Origin of the sequence: Magnetospirillum aberrantis SpK, assembly GCF_011022235.1 — a bacterium.
GTDB lineage: Bacteria > Pseudomonadota > Alphaproteobacteria > Rhodospirillales > Magnetospirillaceae > Magnetospirillum > Magnetospirillum aberrantis.
In genome coordinates this window covers 26256-45637 of the sequence record NZ_JAAIYP010000034.1, presented here as the reverse complement: position 1 = coordinate 45637, position 19382 = coordinate 26256, and the positions used below count along the sequence as shown (strand labels likewise).

Sequence of the window (19382 nt, the reverse complement as noted above, 5' to 3'; positions counted from 1 at the left end):
CGACGGACAGGGCATGAGCCTAGCCTTGCGGCATAGGACTGCAAGGAGCGCGCCCACCATGAAACGTATCGTGCTGAGCACGGCCGTCGCCCTGTTGATGGCGACATCCGCCCGTGCCGAAACCTCGGCGGTGGACACCGGCCGCGCGATTGCCGTCGCCGGCGACTGCATCGCCTGCCACACCGCCCCCGACGGAAAACCGTTCGCCGGCGGATTGCCCATGGAAACCCCCATCGGCACCATCTATTCCACCAACATCACCCCCGACGGCAAGACCGGAATCGGCGCCTACAGCTACGACGATTTCGTCCGCGCGGTGCGCGACGGCGTCGCCAAGGACGGGCACCAGCTCTATCCGGCCATGCCCTATCCGTCCTACGCCAAGGTGTCGGACGCCGACATGCGGGCCATGTACACCTATTTCATGAGCGGCGTGGACGCGGTGGAACAGAACAACCGCGCCTCGGACATTCCCTGGCCGCTGTCCATCCGCTGGCCGTTGGCCGTATGGAACGCCGTGTTCGTGGACACCGCCGTATTCCAGCCGGTGGCCGGACGTGACGAAACCTGGAACCGCGGCGCCTATCTGGTCGAAGGACTGGGCCATTGCGGTTCGTGCCATACGCCGCGCGGAATCGGCTTTCAGGAAAAGGCCATGGGCTTCGCCGAGGGCAGTCAATTCCTGGCCGGCGGCATGATCGACGGATGGTTCGCCAAGTCGCTGCGCAACGACAAGGGCATCGGCCTGGGCGACTGGAGCGAAGCCGACATCGTCCGCTTCCTGAAGACCGGCCGCACCGACCACACCGCGGCCTTCGGCGGCATGACCGAGGTGATCAGCCATTCCACCCAGCACATGTCCGAATCCGACCTGAACGCCATGGCCGTCTATCTCAAGAGCCTGTCGCCACAGTCGGGCAAGGGCTACCAGCCAAAAGCCGGATCAACCACCTTCGCCGATCTGCGTGCCGGCAACTATGCCCAACGCGGCGCCGTGGCCTATGCCGAATATTGCCAGAACTGCCACCGCGCCGACGGCATGGGGGCGCCGGCCATCTTCCCGGCCCTGGCCGGCAACAGCGCGGTGCTGCCCGACAATCCAGCCTCGGTCATCCGCATCGTTCTGGCCGGCGGACGCATGCCGGTCACCGCCGACGGCCCCTTCCGCGCCTTCGCCATGCCGGGCTTCGCCAGGATGACCGACGACGAAGTGGCCGACGTCGCCACCTTCATCCGCACGTCCTGGGGCAACAACGCCCCGGCGGTCAGCGCCCAAGACGTGGCGAAAGCCCGCAAGGCCTACGCCCTGATCCCCGCCCGCCCGTAAGGAGCCGACCATGACCACGCTTTCGAAGAACATCCGGTCCGCCCTTGGCGCAGCCATGGCCGGAGCCATGGTCCTGGGCACCCTGCCCGCCCTGGCCGCCGACAAGGCCCCTTCCGTCGCCTTCGCCGTGCCGCGCGATGTCGACATGCCCAAGGGTGAACAGGGCGAGTTGATCATGTACGGCAAGCGGCTGATGTCCGAAACCAAGCGCTTGCTGCCCGACAACGTCGGCGCCAGCATGAACTGCACCTCGTGCCATATGGCCGGCGGCAAGGCGCCCAACGGTTCGCCCCTCGTCGGCGTCTCTTTCGCCTATCCCAGCTACAATCCCCGCGCCGCCCGCGACGTCACCTTGGCCGAGCGTTTCAACGGCTGTTTCATGCGGTCCATGAACGGCAAGCCGCTGGACAAGAACTCACGCGAAATGAAGGCGATGATCGCCTACTCCGACTGGTTGTCTTCGCTGATCCCGCAAGGGGCGGCCAACGTCCAGGGACGCGGCATCGGCAAGATCAATACCAAGCTGCAACCCGATCCGGTCAACGGCAAGCGGGTTTACGAACAGCAATGCGCCATGTGCCACGGCAACGACGGCGAAGGCATGAAGGACGCCCAAGGCGAAATGCTGTTCCCACCGCTCTGGGGGCCGGAATCGTTCAACATCGGCGCCGGCATGGCGCGAACCTACAAGGCGGCTGCCTTCGTCTTCAACAACATGCCGGTGGGCCATGGCCTGAATGACCGGCTGGGCCAGGGTGGTTCGCTGACCGAACAGGAAGCGGTGGACGTATCCGAGTATTTCACACACCAACCCCGCCCCGATTTCGCGGGCAAGGCCAACGACTGGCCCAAGGGCGACAAACCCAAGGACGCCCGTTATTGACAATCGCAGGAACCCGCCGAAAGGCGGGTTCCAACCTTCCTAAGAATTAGGCCCAACATCATAAACTTATGATATGGTGAGCCCATGCATCACCGGCGACAAAAGGCGCCGAAATGGGCAAGAACCAGAGCCACGGCGGACACCGACCCAGCATCATTCGTGCGGACGGCCTTGCCATGATGGGACCTCTGGGGTTCATCTTGCTGTTGCTGGCCTTCCTGTTGGTCAACAGCTACCAGTCGACGCTCCGCGCGGCCCAGGCCAACGTGGACAATCTGGCCGACGTGCTGACGCTTACCGTCAGCTCCAGTCTGGACCGCCTTCTCGGGAATCTGAACGGCCTCGCCGCCGACGTCACTCCGGCCGATTTGCGTGCCCCCATCTCACCCGCTCGCCGTCAGTTGCTGGAAAGTCGCATGGCCGCAGCCCTTAGTGGTTTCGAGGTGGTGCTGAACCACCGGGCCTTCGATGCCGAAGGCCGAACCGTCCTGGGTGTCGGACGGGCCAACCCTCAGGCCCATTTTTCGATAGCCGACCGCGACTGGTTCCGTACCCTTAAAAGCCAGCCCGAGCGGAACTTCATCATTTCCGACGTGCAGATCAGTCGCGCCACCGGGCATTACGGCCTGTTCTTCGCCACCCCAGTCCGCGATGAAGACGGCACCTTCGCCGGAGCCTTGACCGGTCATATCGACCTGGAATGGCTACAGGCCACCATCGATGGGCTGAACATCGGCAAGCAAGGGCTGGTCACCTTGCGCCATCGTGAGAACGCCCACCTGATCGTGCGGCGCCCAAAGGTCGAGGAACAGTTGAATCTAGGCCGCTCCGGCCTGCTGGAGCTGCACCTGTCAGACGTCATGCGGGCCAGCGGCACGTTTCACTCGGCCATTGACGGACTTGACCGCATCTACGCCTTTCGCGGTCTCGAGAAATACCCGCTCACCTTGGTTGTCGCGGTCAGCCCGGACGATTATCTGCACGCCTGGAAGATACAAAGCTGGCTGACGGCCGCCGTCGCCCTGTTGCTGGGGGCTATCCAACTGACGGCCTATCGACGGCTGGAACAGGCCTACCACACCAGTGTCGGCATGGCGTCCGAACTTGAACAAAGCAACACCAACCTGAAACGCTCCAACGCCGAGTTGGAGGAATTCGCTTATATCGCTTCGCACGACCTCCAGACGCCGCTACGCAACATCTCGTGCTTTTCTCAATTACTGGAACGGCGCTGTGACGGCCAGTTGGACAAGGATTGCCACGAATACCTGACCTTCATCTCCAACAACGCCCAACGCATGTCGGGATTGATCCACGATCTGCTGGCCTATGCCCGCATTGGCCGTCAACACCTGGGGGCGGAATCGGTGGCGACAACTGACGCCGTCGCCCTGGCGTTACAGGACTTTGGAAACGACATTGATTCCTGCGGGGCCCAGGTCTGTGTCGCCGAACTTCCCGCCCTGGCGGTCAACCTCAACCATCTCACCAGCCTGTTCGGCAATTTGCTGAGCAATTCCCTGAAATACCGCAGTCCCGACCGTCCGCTGAGAATAACCATCTCCGCCGAACCGGTTGAAAACGGCCTGTGGCGTTTCGCCGTCACCGACAACGGTATCGGCATTTCCTCGGAATATTGGGAAAAGATTTTTGCCATTTTCCAGCGCTTGCACACCGTGGAGCAGTACGAGGGCAGCGGCATCGGGTTGGCCCTTTGCCGCCGCATCGTCCATTTTTGGGGGGGAACCATCTGGGTGACGTCCCAGCCCGGCGAGGGATCGACGTTCCATTTCACCCTGCCGGAAAGCTGACGTTTCTCCCGAAGCGTCAGGAGAAATCCAATTCCACCAACAGATCCTTCATCTCGACCGCCTGACGCGGTTGCACGAAGATTCTTTTGATGGAGGCCGCACGTTCGGCACGGACGGCGGTTTCCATCTTCATGGCCTCAAGCGACAGCAAGATGTCGCCCTTTTCCACCTTTTGCCCTTCCTGAACGGCAATGCCGACCACCAAGCCGGGCATGGGAGCCGCGACATGCGCCGGATTGCCGTCTTCCGCCTTGGGCTGGGCCGGGCGGGCCGGCGCCACCGCCTTGTCCGAAACCTGAACCGTGCGCGGCTGACCGTTCAGTTCGAAGAACACCTTGCGCAGACCTTGATCGTCCGCCTCGCCGACCGCCAGGAAGCGGATGATCAGGGCCTTGCCGCGCTCCAACTCGACCGACACCTCTTCGCCCGGCTGCATGCCGTAAAAGAACACGAGGCTCGGCAAGGCCGAGACGTCGCCGAAATGGCGGCCAAAGGCGGCGAAATCGGCAAACACCTTGGGGTACATCAGATACGACGCCAATTCATCGTCATCGATGGCCCGCCCCAGCTTGCCTTCGACCTCGGCGCGGATGGCGCCAAGGTCGGCCGGCGGCATGACCGCGCCGGGACGATCGGTGAACGGCGCTTCGCCTTTCAGCACCTTGGCCTGCAACTCGGCCGGCCATCCCCCCGGCGGCTGGCCCAGTTCGCCACGGAACAACTGCACCACCGATTCGGGAAAGGCGATTTCCTTGTCCGGGGCTGCGATGTCCGACGGGCTCAGCCCGCCGGTCACCATCATCAACGCCATGTCGCCCACCACCTTGCTGGTCGGCGTCACCTTGACGATGTCGCCGAACAAGGTGTTGACGTCGGCATAGGCGTGTGCCACCTGGTCCCACTTTTCCTCGATCCCCAACGAACGCGCCTGTTGCCGCAGGTTGGTGACCTGTCCGCCCGGCATTTCATGCAGGTAGACCTGAGCGGTTCCCGCCTTCATGTCGGCTTCGAACGCGGCGTAATGGTCGCGGACCTGTTCCCAATAGACCGAAAGTCGGTTCAACGTCTCGGGATCGAAGCCGGGATCGCGCTCGTGCCCGCGAAGGGCCGCACACAACGACCCCAGGGGCGGTTGCGAGGTGGTGCCGCTCATGGCGTCCATGGCCGCGTCAACCACGTCAACCCCCGCCTCTACCGCCGCCAGCACGCTGGCCGCCGACAGGCCCGAGGTGTCGTGGGTGTGGAAGTGGACTGGAATGCCCACTTCCTGCTTCAACGCCGAAAACAACGCGGTGGCGGCACGCGGGCGCAACAGGCCGGCCATGTCCTTGACCCCCAGCATGTGGGCGCCGGCCTTTTCCAGTTGCCTGGCCAGGTCGACGTAATATTTCAGGTCGTACTTGCTGCGCGCCGGATCATGGATGTCGCCGGTGTAGCAGATGGCCGCCTCGCAAAGCGCCCCGGTCTCGCGCACGGCATCGATGGCGAAGCGCATGTTCTCCACCCAATTCAGGCAGTCGAACACCCGGAACAGATCGATGCCGCCCTTGGCCGCGCGGTCGATGAAATGGCGCACCACGTTGTCGGGATAGTTGGTGTAGCCGACCGCGTTGGCCGAGCGCAGCAACATCTGAAGCAACAGATTGGGCATGGCCCGGCGCAGTCCGGCCAAGCGTTGCCACGGGTCCTCGTGCAGGAAGCGCATGGCGACGTCGAAGGTCGCGCCCCCCCAGCATTCCACCGAGAACAATTCCGGCAGCATGTGGGCATAGGCCGGCGCCGCCGCCAACAGGTCGTGGCTGCGCATGCGGGTCGCCAACAGCGACTGGTGGGCGTCGCGCATGGTGGTGTCGGTGACCAGAACCCGTTTCTGCTCCAGCACCCAGGCGGCGAAACCGTCGGCCCCCAGCGCGTCGAGCTTTTGCTTGCTTCCCGCCTTGGGCTCGCCGGTGAAATGAGGCAAGGGTTGTGCCGGGTGGTGATACTTGGGACGGGATCGGCCCGCTGTTTCCGGGTTGCCGTTGACCATGACCTCGGCCACGAACTTCAGCAACTTCGTCGCCCGGTCCTTGCGTTCGGGCTGTTGGAACAAGGCCGGCGTCTCGTCGATGAACCGGGTGGTGTAGTCACAGGCGACAAAGGCCGGATGGCCGATCACCGCTTCAAGGAACGCCAGATTGGTGGCGACGCCGCGAATACGGAACTCACGCAAGGCACGGTCCATCCGGCGGATGGCCTCTTGCGGTGTCGGAGCCCAGGCGGTGACCTTCTCCAGCAACGAATCGTAATGCCGGGTGATCAGCGCCCCGGAAAAGGCGGTGCCGCCATCCAGGCGGATACCGAAGCCGTTGGCACCGCGATAGGCGGTGATGCGGCCGTAATCGGGAATGAAGTTGTTGCCCGGATCCTCGGTGGTGATCCGGCATTGAATGGCGTGACCGTTCAGACCGATGTCGTCCTGGCGCGGCACCCCACAGGCGGGCGAACCGATGGCGGCACCGGCGGCAATCTGGATTTGTGCCTTGACGATGTCGATGCCGGTGACCACCTCGGTCACCGTGTGCTCGACCTGAACACGCGGGTTGACCTCGATGAAATAGAAAGCGCCGGTGTCGGCATCCATCAGGAACTCGACCGTGCCGGCGTTCTCGTAACCCACGGCACGGGCCAAACGCAAGGCGGCGGCACACAAATGGTCCCGCTGTCCGTCATCCAGATAGGGTGCCGGCGCGCGTTCCACCACTTTCTGGTTCCGACGCTGAACGGAACAGTCGCGTTCGAACAGATGCACCACGTTGCCAAAGGAATCGCCGACGACCTGCACTTCCACATGGCGTGCCCGGCGGACCAGTTTTTCCAGATAGACCTCGTCGTTGCCGAACGCCGCCTTGGCCTCGCGCCGGGCGGTGGCGACCAGATCGGGCAGATCGTTCGGACCTTCCACCACCCGCATGCCACGTCCGCCGCCGCCCCAACTGGCCTTGAGCATCAGCGGATAGCCGATGCCGGCGGCCAGTTTCAGGCATTCATCCATGTCATGTGGCAACGGCCCGGTGGCCGGCATCACCGGCACCCCGGCCTCGACGGCGGCGATCCGGGCAGAGACCTTGTTGCCCAGCACCCGCATCACCTCGGCGCTGGGGCCGACGAAGACCAGACCCGCCTCGCGCACCGCATCGGCGAAATCGGGATTTTCCGACAGCAGGCCATAGCCGGGATGCACCGCGTCGGCACCGCATTCACGGGCGATATCCACGATTTCGTCGATGGACAGATAGGCCTCGACCGGCCCCTTGCCCTTGCCGACCGGATAGGATTCGTCCGCCTTGAACCGATGCAAGGCGAAGCGGTCTTCCTGGGAATAAAGCGCCACCGTGCTCATGCCCAACTCGGTGGCGGCGCGACAGACGCGAATGGCGATCTCGCCACGGTTGGCGACAAGCAGTTTCTTGACGGAATGGGACATGGAAGCGGCAACCTTCAGCCGTTGACCGGATTTTCAGAAATTGGATAACTTTTTTTACCAAATATGTAAACGACGTCATTTCTGTTTACCGAAATTCCCTGGGCTGGACAAAAGACGCTTTCCGACCTAATCAGGGATTGCTCATCAACAGAATGTGCCGTCATGACCGAACCGATCCGCCCGGCCAAACTGGCCGACACCATCGCCGACCATCTGGAACAATTGATCCTGGAGGGATCACTCCGGCCTGGAGAACGCCTGTTGGCCGAACGTGAGCTGGCTGTCCGGTTCGACGTCTCCCGCCCCTCGCTGCGCGAGGCCTTGGACAAGCTGGAAAAAAGAGGCTTGGTCTATTCCGGCAAAGGCGGCGCCACCTTCGTCGCACCGCTGTTGGGCGAGGGTTTCACCGCGCCGTTGTCCTCCGTCTTGCAACAGCGCCCTGAAACCACCTTCGACTATCTGGAGTTCCGCGCCATCGTCGAGGGCTCGGCCGCCTATCTGGCGGCGCTGCGCGGCACCGACGTCGATCGGGAACTTGTTCGCGACTGTTTCGAGAAAATGGAACGGGCCCACGCGTTGGACGACCCCAGCGAAGAAGCCGACGCCGACGCCGACTTCCACCTGTCCATTTACGAAGCGTCACACAACGTGGTCATGCTGCACATCATGCGGTCGCTGTCGGACATGCTGCGCAACGACGTCTTCTACAACCGCGCCAAGCTTTACATGCGCAAAGGCGTGCGCGACCTGTTGCTGTCACAGCACCGTGCCGTGTTCGACGCAGTGATGGCCGGTGACCCGATCACGGCCCGCAGCGCGGCCGAATCCCACATCAACTTCACCCGTGACGCACTGGCTGAAATCGCCAAGGCCGATGCCCGCCTGGAAGTCAGTTTGCGCCGCATTGCAAAAAGCGACCTGATAGCTCCCCCTAAATGAGTACTTCTTATAAAAATTTCGCCCTCAAAGTGCAATGGAATGCGAATAAATATAAAATAAATATAACCGTTCTACTTTTGCCTTGACATCCACCATACATCAACCACATACCATTGGTATATCTCAGGGAGATGAGGTGGATGATGGTGTTCTTTCGCAAACCCGACGAAGCTGGACATAAGCTCGCCGCCATTGAAAAATCCCAGGCCACCATCGAATTCACGCCCGACGGTACAATTCTCACGGCCAACGACAATTTTCTGAACGTCTTGGGATATCGACTGGACGAAGTTCAAGGCAAGAACCACAGCCTGTTCGTCGAACCCAGCTACCGCGACAGCCCCGACTACGCCGAATTCTGGAAGAAGCTGCGCCAAGGCGAAGCCCAGATCGCGCAATTCAAGCGCATCGGCAAAGGCGGGCACGAAGTCTGGATCGAAGCCAGCTACAATCCCCTGCGCAATGCGAACGGCAAGGTTTACAAGGTTGTCAAATTCGCCATCGACGTGACCAAGCAGAAAAAGGAATACGCGGAACTGCGCGGGCAAGTCGACGCCATCCGCAAGTCCCAGGCGGTGATCGAGTTCGCGATGGACGGCACCATCCTTGACGCCAACGAGAATTTCCTGCGGACCCTTGGGTATCGCCTGGACGAAATCAAGGGCAAGCACCACTCCATGTTCGTGGAGGCCGGCTACCGGAACAATGCCGAATACGCCGAATTCTGGCGCAAGCTGCGCGCGGGCGAGTTCCAGGCGGCGCAGTACAAGCGCATCGGCAAGGGTGGCCGCGAAGTGTGGATCGAGGCCAGCTACAACCCCATCCTCGATCCCGAGGGCAAGCCCTATAAAGTGGTCAAGTTCGCCACCGACATCACCAAGCAGATCGAGCTTCTGCAAAGCCTCAAGCAACTGATCGACCGCAATTTCGCGGAACTGGACCACGCCATCGGCCAAACCAGCCAACAGGCCGACACCGCCAAACACGCCGCCGTCGAAACCTTGGGCAACGTGCAGATGGTGGCCTCGGCCGCCGAGGAACTGGCGGCGTCCGTGGCCGAGATATCGCAAAGTATGAGCAACTCCCGCAAGGCCAGCGACGGCGCTTTCGAGCGCGTGACGATGGCCGGCGACTCGACCCAGCGTCTGGCCGAAGCGGTCCTGTCCATGGGCGGCATCGTCGGCCTGATCCAGAACATCGCCGGACAGATCAACCTTTTGGCGTTGAACGCCACCATCGAATCGGCCCGCGCCGGCGAAGCCGGCAAGGGATTCGCCGTGGTTGCCAACGAAGTCAAGAACCTGGCCACCCAGGCGGCCCGCGCCACCGACCAGATCACCGCCGAAATCCAGGCGGTGCAGAATGTGTCGAACACCGTGGTCGACGCCCTGGGGGAAATCCGCTCAAGCATCGAGAACGTGCGAGAATACGTTTCGGCCACCGCGTCGGCGGTCGAAGAGCAAAGCGCGGTCACCCGCGACATGTCGGCCAACATGCAAAACGCCTCGGCCTCGGTGTCGGCGATCTCGCAAAGCATCGGCGAAATCTCGGCCGCCGCCCAGCAATCGGAAAGCGCCGTCGCCAAAACCAGAGAGGCGGCACAAATCCTGGCGCGTTGAACCCAGGCGCACAAAAAAGGGCCCGGATGGCGAACCATCCGGGCCTTCAGTTTTTCCGGCTCAGGGAAATCGGAAAACCAAGCCGGAGGGGCAAATGCCTTACGGCACCATCCACGGCGTCACATAGGCCTGGAACAGGGTGATCAGGCCGATCAGCACCACGAAACCGATGGAATGCTTGACGGTAAAGCGGAACAGATTCGCTTCCTTGCCCACCAGACCGACGGCCGCGCAGGCCACGGCGATGGATTGCGGGCTGATCATCTTGCCGGTCACGCCACCGGTTGTGTTGGCCGCCACCATCAACACCTCGGGGGCTCCGATCTGTTGGGCGGTGGTTGCCTGAAGCGAACAGAACAGCGCGTTGGACGAGGTGTCGGACCCAGTCAGGAACACCCCCAACCAGCCCAGGATGGGCGAGAAGAACGGGAACGCCGCACCAGTACCGGCCAACAGCAGCGCCAAGGTCGAGGACAGGCCCGAATAATTGGCGACAAAGGCGAAGGCCAGCACCGTACCGATGGTGTAGATGGGGCGCTTGAGTTCGTTCAGGGTCTCGACGAAAATCTTCAGACCCTGGGCCGGACTGAGACGCAGCACCGCCATGGAAATCAGCGCCGACAGCAAGATGGCCGTGCCGGTGGCGGAAACCAGATTGAGGTCGTAGACCGCCGACAGCGCGGTGGCCTTGGCGACAATGGGTTCACCCTTGGTCACCATCTTGTCCAGGCCCGGAATGGGGAAGGACAGAACCGTACCGGACAGGGCGCCGCCCTTGGCGAACAAAGCCTTGAACCCCTTCAGCGACCACACGGTGACCACCGCGGTCAGAATCAGGAACGGCGACCACGCCTTGACCACCTGACCGATGGAATAGTCGTGGGAATGTTTTTCCTCTTCCGATACGTCCTTGAAGCGGAAAATGCGCTTGGGCTTCCACACCTTGAGGAACAAGGTCAGGCTGACCAAGCTGATCAGCGCCGAGGTGATGTCGGGCAGTTCGGGACCGATGAAGTTCGAGGTGAAGAACACGCCGATGGCGAACGACCCGCCGGCCACCAGAATCGCCGGCCAGCACTCCTTGATGCCGCGCCATCCATCCATGATGGCGACGATCCAGAACGGCACGATCATCGCCAGCAGCGGCAACTGGCGGCCAGCCATCTGGCCGATCTTGAAGGCGTCGAGGCCGGTCACCTTGCCCGCGACGATCATCGGGATACCCATGGCGCCGAACGCCACCGGCGCGGTGTTGGCGATCAGGCACAGACCGGCGGCATAGAGCGGGTTGAAACCCAACCCCACCAGCAACGCGGCGGTGATGGCCACCGGGGCGCCGAAGCCGGCCGCACCTTCCAGGAAGGCGCCGAAGGAAAAGCCGACCATCAGCATCTGAAGCCGCTGATCCTCGGTGATGGCGACCACCGAAGCGCGGATGACGTCGAATTGCCCGGTCTTGACCGTGATCTTATAGAGGAACACCGCGGCCACGATGATCCAGGCGATGGGCCACAACCCATAAAGAAAACCATACCCGGCCGATGCCAGCGCCATGGGCGCCGGCATGCCGTAAAAGAACACGGCCACGGCCAAGGCGATCAACACGGTCGCGGTGCCCGCCCAATGGCCCTTCATGCGAAAGACCGCCAGGGCGGCAAAAAAGAAAATGATCGGCAAGGCGGCAACCAGCGACGAAAGCCACAAATTGCCGACGGGGTCATAAATCTGCATCCAGGGCTGCATGTTTCCTCCCGGTGGAACGACGGCCGCTCGGCCTCCGGTCGGGAAGCCCTGGCTCGGCCTTTTTGGAAAGGTTCTTACCCATGCGGCCATTTTGGTAAATTAATATGACCGCGCGTGACGGATGGATAACGTTATTGCCTTGCCCTTGTAAACTGGAAAATACACCTTATTCAGAACTCCCCCTCTGGATAGCCGCATTGGCAGTCGCTATGTTTGAACCATGAGGACACGAACACCGAAACCATGCAGCCCCCAGGAACAGGCCGACCCGCTGTCGTGCCTGCTGCACTCCCATCCCGAAACCGCTTTCGACTACCTGGAATTCCGCCGCCTGCTGGCCGGTCAGGCCGCCGCTTTCGCCGCGGAACGGGCCAGCGACGAAGACGTGGCCCGCCTGCGCCAATCCCTGACGGAGATGGAAAAGGCACACGCGCTGGACGACCCGGAACAGGAAGCCCAAGCCGACGCCCAGTTCCACCTGATCTGTTACGAGATGTCGGGAAACCAGGTGATGATCCACATCATGCGCCGGCTGTTTGAAATGCTGAAAAGCGGCGTGTTCTATGATCGGGCGGACCTCTACCTCAGGCGCGGCGTCCGCGAAGGCTTTTTGCGTCAGCATCAGGCCATTTACGCCGCCATCGCCGCCCGCAACCCCGACGCCGCCCGCGCCGCCGCCGACGCCCACCTGGCCACCACCGCCGAAACACTGCGTGAGGCACAGCGCGCCGATTCCCGGCGCGAGGTCGCCTTGCGGCGCCGCGACGGAGTTGACCTGATGGCCCCGGCGCGGTCACGCGGATAGTCAGAACCACAGAATCATATCTGGATAAAATATTTTACCACTTGTATAAATCGGTCATATTGGCTAGCCATTCAACGCGGCCCGCAAGAAGGCTCGTAACCCCGAAGGAAGCGCCATGTCCGATCCCGCACGCCTGCGACGGCCCGAAACCGTCTATTTCTTCGGCACCTGCGTCATCGACCTGTTCTATCCCGGAGCAGGTCTGGCCGGCATGGAATTGCTGAAACGCCAGGGACTGCGCGTGGTGTTTCCCCCGGATCAAAGCTGCTGCGGCCAGCCGGCACGCAATTCCGGCTATCTGGACGAAGCCCGTGCCGTGGCGTTGCGTCAGATCGCCGCTTTCCCCAACGACTGGCCGGTCGTCGTGCCATCGGGATCGTGCGCCGGCATGATGAAGACCCACTATCCCGACCTGTTCGAGGGGCGGCCCGAATATTCCAAGGCCAAAGCCTTTTCCGCCCGTGTGTTCGAATTGACGGACTTCCTGGTCAACGTTCTCGACATCAAGCTCGAGGATAAGGGCGAGCCGGTGCGCGTCACCTGGCACGGGTCGTGTCATTCCATGCGCGAGATGGGGGTGGTGGACCAGCCCAAATCCCTGCTGCGGCAATTGTCCAACGTCACCTTGGTGGAAAACCCGCGCGAGAAGGAGTGCTGCGGCTTCGGCGGCACCTTCGCGGTGCGTCAGCCGGAAATCTCGGCGGCCATGGTCACCGACAAGGTGGCGGCCATCGAGGAAACCGGCACATCGCAAGTGTTGTCGGGCGATTGCGGCTGCCTGATGAACATCAACGGCGCCCTGGAAAAAGCCGGCAAGGCCATTCATGGCCGTCACATCGCCGAATTCCTGTTGGAACGCACCAGCGGACAAGGTGGGAAATGAGCGACTTCACGCAACGCGCGCCCATCGCGCTCAACGACCCCACCCTTCGGCGCAATTTCCGCCGCGCCATGGATGGGCTGATGTCCAAGCGTGCCGCCCAATTCGCCGATCCCGCCGCCTGGGCGGCGTTGCGCGAACGCGGCGCCATGGCCAAGGCCCGCGCCGTGGCCCGGCTGCCTGAATTGCTGGAGCAGTTGGAAGCCAAGTGCACCGCCAACGGCATCCATGTTCATTGGGCGGAAACCACCGCCCAGGCCAACGCCATCGTTCTCGGCATCTTGCAAAAGGCCGGCGCGAAAAAGGTCATCAAGGGCAAGTCCATGGTGTCCGAGGAAATGGAGCTCAACCATTTCCTGGAAGGCCACGGCATCAAGGCGGTGGAATCCGACCTGGGCGAGTACATCATCCAGTTGGCCCACGAAGCCCCCAGCCACATCGTCATGCCCTGCATCCACAAGAACAAGGGCGAGATCGCCCAATTGTTCGCCGACAACATCGACGGCCTGGGTTACACCGAGGACGTGGACGCCTTGACGGCGGCGGCGCGACGGGTGCTGCGCGACGAATTCGCCACCGCCGACGCGGGCATTTCCGGCGTCAACGTGGCGGTGGCCGAGACCGGAACCCTGGTCCTGGTGGAAAACGAAGGCAACGGCCGGCTGTCCACCACCTTGCCGCCGCTGCACATCGCGCTGATGGGCATCGAGAAATTGGCGGAAACCCTGGACGACGTGGCGCCGTTGTTGTCGTTGCTGCCGCGCTCGGCCACCGGCCAGCCCATCACCACCTATGTCAACATGATCACCAGCCCGCGCAAGCCGGGCGAGAAGGACGGCCCCCAGGCGGTGCATCTGGTGTTGTTGGACAGCGGACGATCGCGCGTCTACGCCGACGAGCAATTGCGCGACACCCTGCGCTGCATCCGTTGCGGCGCCTGTATGAACCATTGCCCGGTCTACACCCGTGTCGGCGGCCATACCTACAAATTCGTCTATCCCGGTCCCATCGGCAAAATTCTGACGCCGCAATTGGAGGGACTGGATTGCGCCGGCGACCAGCCGCACGCCTCGACCCTGTGCAACGCCTGTGTCGAGGTCTGCCCGGTCAAGATCCCCCTGGCCGACCTACTGGTGCGGTTGCGAACCGAATCGGTGCATTCCGGCCACAGCCAAGCGGTCAAGGGGGCCGGATCGCGCCGGAGCTTGCACGAAACCCTGTCATGGCGGGGATGGCAATTCATGTATGCCCATCCCTGGGCCTATGGCCTTGCCACCCGGCTGATGGCGCGCTTGGGCAACCTGATTCCGGCAAAGGCGCCGTTGATGCGGCAATGGACCAGCGTGCGGACCAAACCGAAATTCGCCGGCAAGACCTTGCATGAGCTGGCTCGCGACAAGGGGTTCGACCATGAGTGAGACCGCCCGCGCCAACATCCTGGGCCGCTTGCGCGCCGCGCGGCGCACCTCCATCCCCGCCCTGCCCGCCTGGGATGCCCCGGCTTACGCCGTGGACGAACGGATCGGACGATTCTGCCAGTTGCTGGAGACCCTGCACGCCGAAGTGCACCGCGTCACCGAGGCCGGTTGGCCACAGCAGTTGCGGACGGTCCTGGCCGGCCGAGCCGCTTCATTGATGGTCGCCCCCGAAACGGAGAGCGGGCGTCGGCTTGCCGCCGATTGGAGCCAGGACGCGCCCCGGCTGGTTCCCTATGACCGTCCGGTCGAAGAGATGAAGACGACATTGGTGCACGGCGTCGATGCCGGCCTGACCACAGCCGTCGCCGGCATCGCCGAAACCGGCACCCTGGTCCTATGGCCAGACGCCGCCGAACCGCGCCTGTTGTCGTTGCTGCCCCCGATCCACGTCGCCTTGGTGCGTGCCTCGACGGTGGTGGACAATCTGCCGGAGCTGATGCGTGACCAGGGCTGGAGCAGCCGCATGCCCACCAACGTGGTTCTGGTGTCAGGCCCCAGCAAGACCGCCGACATCGAACAAACCCTGGCCTATGGCGTCCACGGCCCCAAGGAACTGGTCGTCCTGGTGATCGAGGACTGAAGACATCATGAACGCCCTTTCCTCTCCCGCCACCTCTCGCGATTACGACGCCCTCGCCGTCCGCCTGGGCGCTATCGTGCCGCCCGAGCGGCTGATCCGCGATCCCTTGCGCACCTTGGCCTATGGCACCGACGCCAGCTTCTACCGTCTGGTGCCGCAAATCGTCATCAAGGCTGATTCCGAGGCCGAGGTCATCGCCATCCTGGCGGAATGCCGCGCCGCCCAGGCCCCCGTCACCTTCCGCGCCGCCGGGACCTCGCTGTCCGGGCAATCGGTCACCGATTCGGTGCTTCTGGTCCTGGGCGACAGCTGGAACGGCGTCAAGATCGAGGACGACGGCAAGGCCATCCGCCTGCAACCGGGCGTCATCGGCGCCGAAGCCAACCGCCGTCTGGCCGCCTTCGCCCGCAAGATCGGCCCCGACCCGGCCTCGATCGATTCCGCCAAGATCGGCGGCATGGCCGCCAACAATTCGTCGGGCATGTGCTGCGGCACCGCCGACAATTCCTATCAGACCATGTTGTCCATGCGACTGATCCTGGCCGACGGTACCTTGGTCGACACCGGCGACGCCGCCTCGGTCGCCGCCTTTCGCGCCAGCCATGGTGCATTGTTGGCCGAACTGGCCGAATTGGGTGGCGCCACCCGCGACAACCCGGCCCTGGCCGAACGCATCCGCTCCAAGTTCGCCATCAAGAACACCACCGGCTATTCCCTGAACGCCCTGGTGGATTTCGAAGACCCCATCGACATCCTGACCCATCTGCTGATCGGGTCCGAGGGCACGCTGGGCTTCATCGCCGAAATCACGTACCGCACGGTGCCGGAACACGCCCACAAGGCCAGCGCCCTGTTGCTGTTCCCGGACATCGCCGAAGCCTGCCGCGCCGTGGCCGAGCTCAAGCACTCGCCGGTGTCGGCGGTGGAGTTGATGGACCGCCCGGCGCTCCGCTCGGTCGAGGACAAGCCGGGCATGCCGGCCGAGATCGTCGGCGTCGCCGATGGTGTCACCGCGCTGTTGGTGGAAACCCGCGCGGAAAGCGCCGAAGGTCTTGCCGCCAACATCGATGCCGTCAAACACGTTCTTGCCGCCTTCACCACCTTGTACCCGCCGGCCTTCACCGACGCCCCCGAGGAATTCGGCAAGCTGTGGAAGATCCGCAAGGGCCTGTTCCCGGCGGTGGGTGCGGTGCGCAAGACCGGCACCACCGTCATCATCGAAGACGTGGCGGTGAAGATTCCCGACCTTGCCCAGGCCATGCTCGACCTGCAAGCGCTGTTCGCCAAGCACGGCTATGACGAAGCGATCATTTTCGGCCATGCGCTCGACGGCAACGTCCACTTCGTCTTCACCCAGGATTTCGGCATCCGCGCCGAGGTCGATCGCTACGCCGCCTTCATGGACGACGTCTGCCATCTGGTGGTGGACAAATACGACGGTTCGCTCAAGGCCGAGCACGGCACCGGCCGCAACATGGCGCCCTTCGTCGAAATGGAATGGGGCCAGGAAGCCACCGCCCTGATGTGGCGCCTCAAGCGGCTGCTCGACCCTTCGGGTCTGCTCAATCCCGGCGTGGTGTTGGACGACGATCCTTATGCCCATCTGTGGAACCTCAAGGCGCTGCCCGCCGCCGATCCGCTGGTCGACACCTGCATCGAATGCGGTTTCTGCGAGCGCATGTGCCCCAGCCATGGACTGACCCTGTCGCCCCGCCAGCGCATCACCGGCTGGCGCGAAATCTCGCGGCGCCAGGCCCAGGGCGATGACGCCCCGGAATTGCGCAAACTTTACGATTACCAGGGCCTGGACACCTGCGCCGCCTGCGGCCTGTGCTCCACCGCCTGTCCGGTCGGCATCGAGACCGGCCTTTTGACCAAGGCATTGCGCGGGCGCAAGCTGACGCCGCTGCAAAAAATGGCCGGAAAGCTGGCCGCCAACAATTTCGGCCTCGCCATGAAGGGGGCCCGCGCCGCCCTGGTGGCCGGCCGCGTCGCCCAGGCGATGACCGGCGGCTCGTTCCCCAAGGTGCACGCGTCGTTGCCACGCCCGGCCAAGCCACCCGTGGCGAACAGGGCGACGGGCGAAGAAGTCGTCTATATCCCCTCTTGCGCCAACCGCTCGCTGGGGGCGTCGTCGGGCGCGCCGGAAAGCGATGCGGTCCCCGAACGCATGACCGCATTGTTGGAAAAAGCCGGCTTTCGCGTCGTCTTCCCGGAAAACATGGCCGAGCTGTGCTGTGGGCAGGCCTTCGAGAGCAAGGGTATGAACGATCTTGCCGATGCCAAGTCGTCCGAGATGGAACGCGCCCTGCTGGCCGCGTCGGACAATGGCCGTATCCCGGTGCTGATGGACGCCTCGGCCTGCACGCTGCGGCTCAAGCGGGTATTGGACAAGCGTTTGTCCGTGTTCGACAGCGTCGAGTTCCTGCACGACCGGGTCCTGCCGCGCCTTGAAATCGAGCGCAAGGAAAGCCGGCCAGTGCTGGTGCATTTCAACTGTTCGGCCCGGCGTATGGAGCTCGAGGGCAAGATGCTGGCCCTGGCCCAGGCCTGTGCCGAAACGGTGGTGGTGCCTGAAGGTGTCGGCTGTTGCGGCTTCGCCGGCGACAAGGGCTTCACCACCCCGGAACTCAACGATCACGCGCTACGCAGATTGCCGGCCGCGGTGCCGGTCGATGCCGAGGGCGGCTATTCCTCGAACCGGACCTGTGAGATCGGCTTGTCCGACCACTCGGGCAAGCCGTATCGCTCGATCGCCTATCTGTTGGACCGGGTGGGAAAACGCAAGGACTGAGCTCTTACGCCAATCCCTCCAGGAAAGTGGCCGAGGGCGTGAAGAACGACGCCCCGGTCACCGGCTTGGTGAAATCCAACAGCCGGTCGTGATGTCCCTCATGATCGGTCATCACCATGTTCTCCAGCATACGCCGGAAAACGGCCGGATCGGCGCAGTAGGCCACGAAATAAAGGCCGCGTTCGCCGACGCCGCCATAAGGCAGGCTGTGGCGCACCACCTCCAGTTCCTCGCCATCCTCTTCGATCACCACGCGGGCGATATGGGCCGTCGGCGGCTTGACGTCGTCGTCCAACTCTTCGTCGTCCGCCTTGGTGCGACCGATGCAGCCTTCCTGCTCGGGCAACGGCAGCGCCTCCCAGCGCGCCAGATCGTGGACATAGCGTTGCAGGCTGACGAAAGACCCACCAGCATGGGGACCGTCGGCCACCAGCGCCACCTCGGCCCGTTCCTCGCCTTCAGGGTTCTCGGTACCATCGACGAAACCGGTCAGGTCGCGCCCGCCCAGATGCTTGTAGGACATCACCTCTTCGACCAGCGTGGCGCCGTCCCCCAAAAGCCGCATGAGCTCGCGCGCCAAAACCAGATTGGCGTCCTGGCGGGGGGAATGGATGTGCACGAAAAGGTCGGCCGGCGTGGACGGCGCCACCCGCGGCCCGTCGGCCAAGGCCTTGAACGGCTCCAGTCCCTCGGGCTTGGCGCATCCGGTCACACTTTCCCAAACGTCGGCACCGATGCCGAAAGCGCTGACCAGTTCCGGCTCCCCCACCTGATCGGCGATCGTCCTGGTCAAGGACGGCAGAGCCGCCGCCGCCCGACGTATCACCGCCTCGCCCCCGGCCTTGACCAGAAGCGTCAGGAAGACGGCGTAATTCCCGGTCTCGGCACAGACCGCCGTTTGCGCGACCACCATCGACGTCCTCTCAATTCGTTGCCCACATCCAGGATGGGAGGATAGCGCAAAGGGGCGTTGCGACAAACGCCCTGCTGCCTTGGTCGGAAAATACCAGGTCATCGATTATACTTGTGGACAAGGAGATAGACACTCTTGGTAGAT

13 protein-coding genes are annotated in these 19382 nt (G+C 63.1%); 10 read left to right on the top strand and 3 right to left on the bottom strand.

The annotated features are described in order from the left end of the window. The first annotated feature begins 58 nt into the window (after window positions 1–58). The 3 genes from G4223_RS06500 (at window position 59) to G4223_RS06490 (ending at window position 4021) form a co-directional block, all read left to right on the top strand. On the top strand, window positions 59–1327 hold the full coding sequence (locus G4223_RS06500; protein WP_163676757.1) for a c-type cytochrome: 1269 nt from the start codon (window positions 59–61) through the stop codon (window positions 1325–1327). A 10-nt stretch (window positions 1328–1337) separates the two neighbouring features. Beyond that, window positions 1338–2210, top strand: coding sequence for a c-type cytochrome (locus tag G4223_RS06495; protein WP_163676755.1), 873 nt, complete (start codon window positions 1338–1340; stop codon window positions 2208–2210). A gap of 176 nt (window positions 2211–2386) precedes the next feature. After that, complete coding sequence (locus G4223_RS06490; protein WP_163676753.1) at window positions 2387–4021, top strand: sensor histidine kinase; 1635 nt, start codon at window positions 2387–2389, stop codon at window positions 4019–4021. A 16-nt stretch (window positions 4022–4037) separates the two neighbouring features. Here the strand turns inward: G4223_RS06490 and G4223_RS06485 are convergent, their stop codons facing one another. After that, window positions 4038–7487, bottom strand: coding sequence for a pyruvate carboxylase (locus G4223_RS06485; protein ID WP_163676751.1), 3450 nt, complete (start codon window positions 7485–7487; stop codon window positions 4038–4040). 162 nt (window positions 7488–7649) lie between these two features. On the opposite strand from G4223_RS06485, the gene G4223_RS06480 reads away from it, so the two are divergent. Beyond that, the gene (locus G4223_RS06480; protein ID WP_205762412.1) at window positions 7650–8426 is read left to right on the top strand and encodes an FCD domain-containing protein; all 777 of its coding nucleotides are present in this window, start codon (window positions 7650–7652) and stop codon (window positions 8424–8426) included. Between the two features lie 140 nt (window positions 8427–8566). Further along, a complete protein-coding gene (locus tag G4223_RS06475; protein WP_338086827.1) occupies window positions 8567–10045 on the top strand; it encodes a methyl-accepting chemotaxis protein in 1479 nt (492 codons plus the stop codon). Between the two features lie 99 nt (window positions 10046–10144). On the opposite strand, the gene lldP is transcribed toward G4223_RS06475, so the two are convergent. Beyond that, window positions 10145–11788 (bottom strand): L-lactate permease, encoded by a 1644-nt coding sequence (gene lldP, locus G4223_RS06470; RefSeq protein WP_163676749.1) that lies wholly within the window; start codon window positions 11786–11788, stop codon window positions 10145–10147. A 220-nt stretch (window positions 11789–12008) separates the two neighbouring features. Here lldP and G4223_RS06465 point away from each other — a divergent pair, with 220 nt between their 5' ends. The 5 genes from G4223_RS06465 to G4223_RS06445 all read left to right on the top strand — a co-directional run bounded on the left by G4223_RS06465 (window position 12009) and on the right by G4223_RS06445 (window position 18325). Further along, the gene (locus G4223_RS06465) at window positions 12009–12593 is read left to right on the top strand and encodes an FCD domain-containing protein (protein WP_163676747.1); all 585 of its coding nucleotides are present in this window, start codon (window positions 12009–12011) and stop codon (window positions 12591–12593) included. 115 nt (window positions 12594–12708) lie between these two features. Further along, on the top strand, window positions 12709–13476 hold the full coding sequence (locus tag G4223_RS06460; protein ID WP_163676745.1) for a (Fe-S)-binding protein: 768 nt from the start codon (window positions 12709–12711) through the stop codon (window positions 13474–13476). Beyond that, a complete protein-coding gene (locus G4223_RS06455; protein WP_163676743.1) occupies window positions 13473–14891 on the top strand; it encodes a LutB/LldF family L-lactate oxidation iron-sulfur protein in 1419 nt (472 codons plus the stop codon). The genes G4223_RS06460 and G4223_RS06455 overlap by 4 nt, the downstream gene beginning before the upstream one ends. Continuing rightward, a complete protein-coding gene (locus tag G4223_RS06450; RefSeq protein ID WP_163676737.1) occupies window positions 14884–15531 on the top strand; it encodes a LutC/YkgG family protein in 648 nt (215 codons plus the stop codon). The genes G4223_RS06455 and G4223_RS06450 overlap by 8 nt, the downstream gene beginning before the upstream one ends. Before the next feature lie 7 nt (window positions 15532–15538). After that, window positions 15539–18325, top strand: a complete 2787-nt coding sequence (locus G4223_RS06445) for an FAD-binding and (Fe-S)-binding domain-containing protein (RefSeq protein ID WP_163676733.1) — start codon at window positions 15539–15541, stop codon at window positions 18323–18325. Window positions 18326–18329: 4 nt separating this feature from the next. Here G4223_RS06445 and G4223_RS06440 read toward each other — a convergent pair whose 3' ends face one another. Next, a complete protein-coding gene (locus G4223_RS06440; RefSeq protein ID WP_163676730.1) occupies window positions 18330–19238 on the bottom strand; it encodes a Dyp-type peroxidase in 909 nt (302 codons plus the stop codon). Between the last annotated feature and the right edge of the window lie 144 nt (window positions 19239–19382).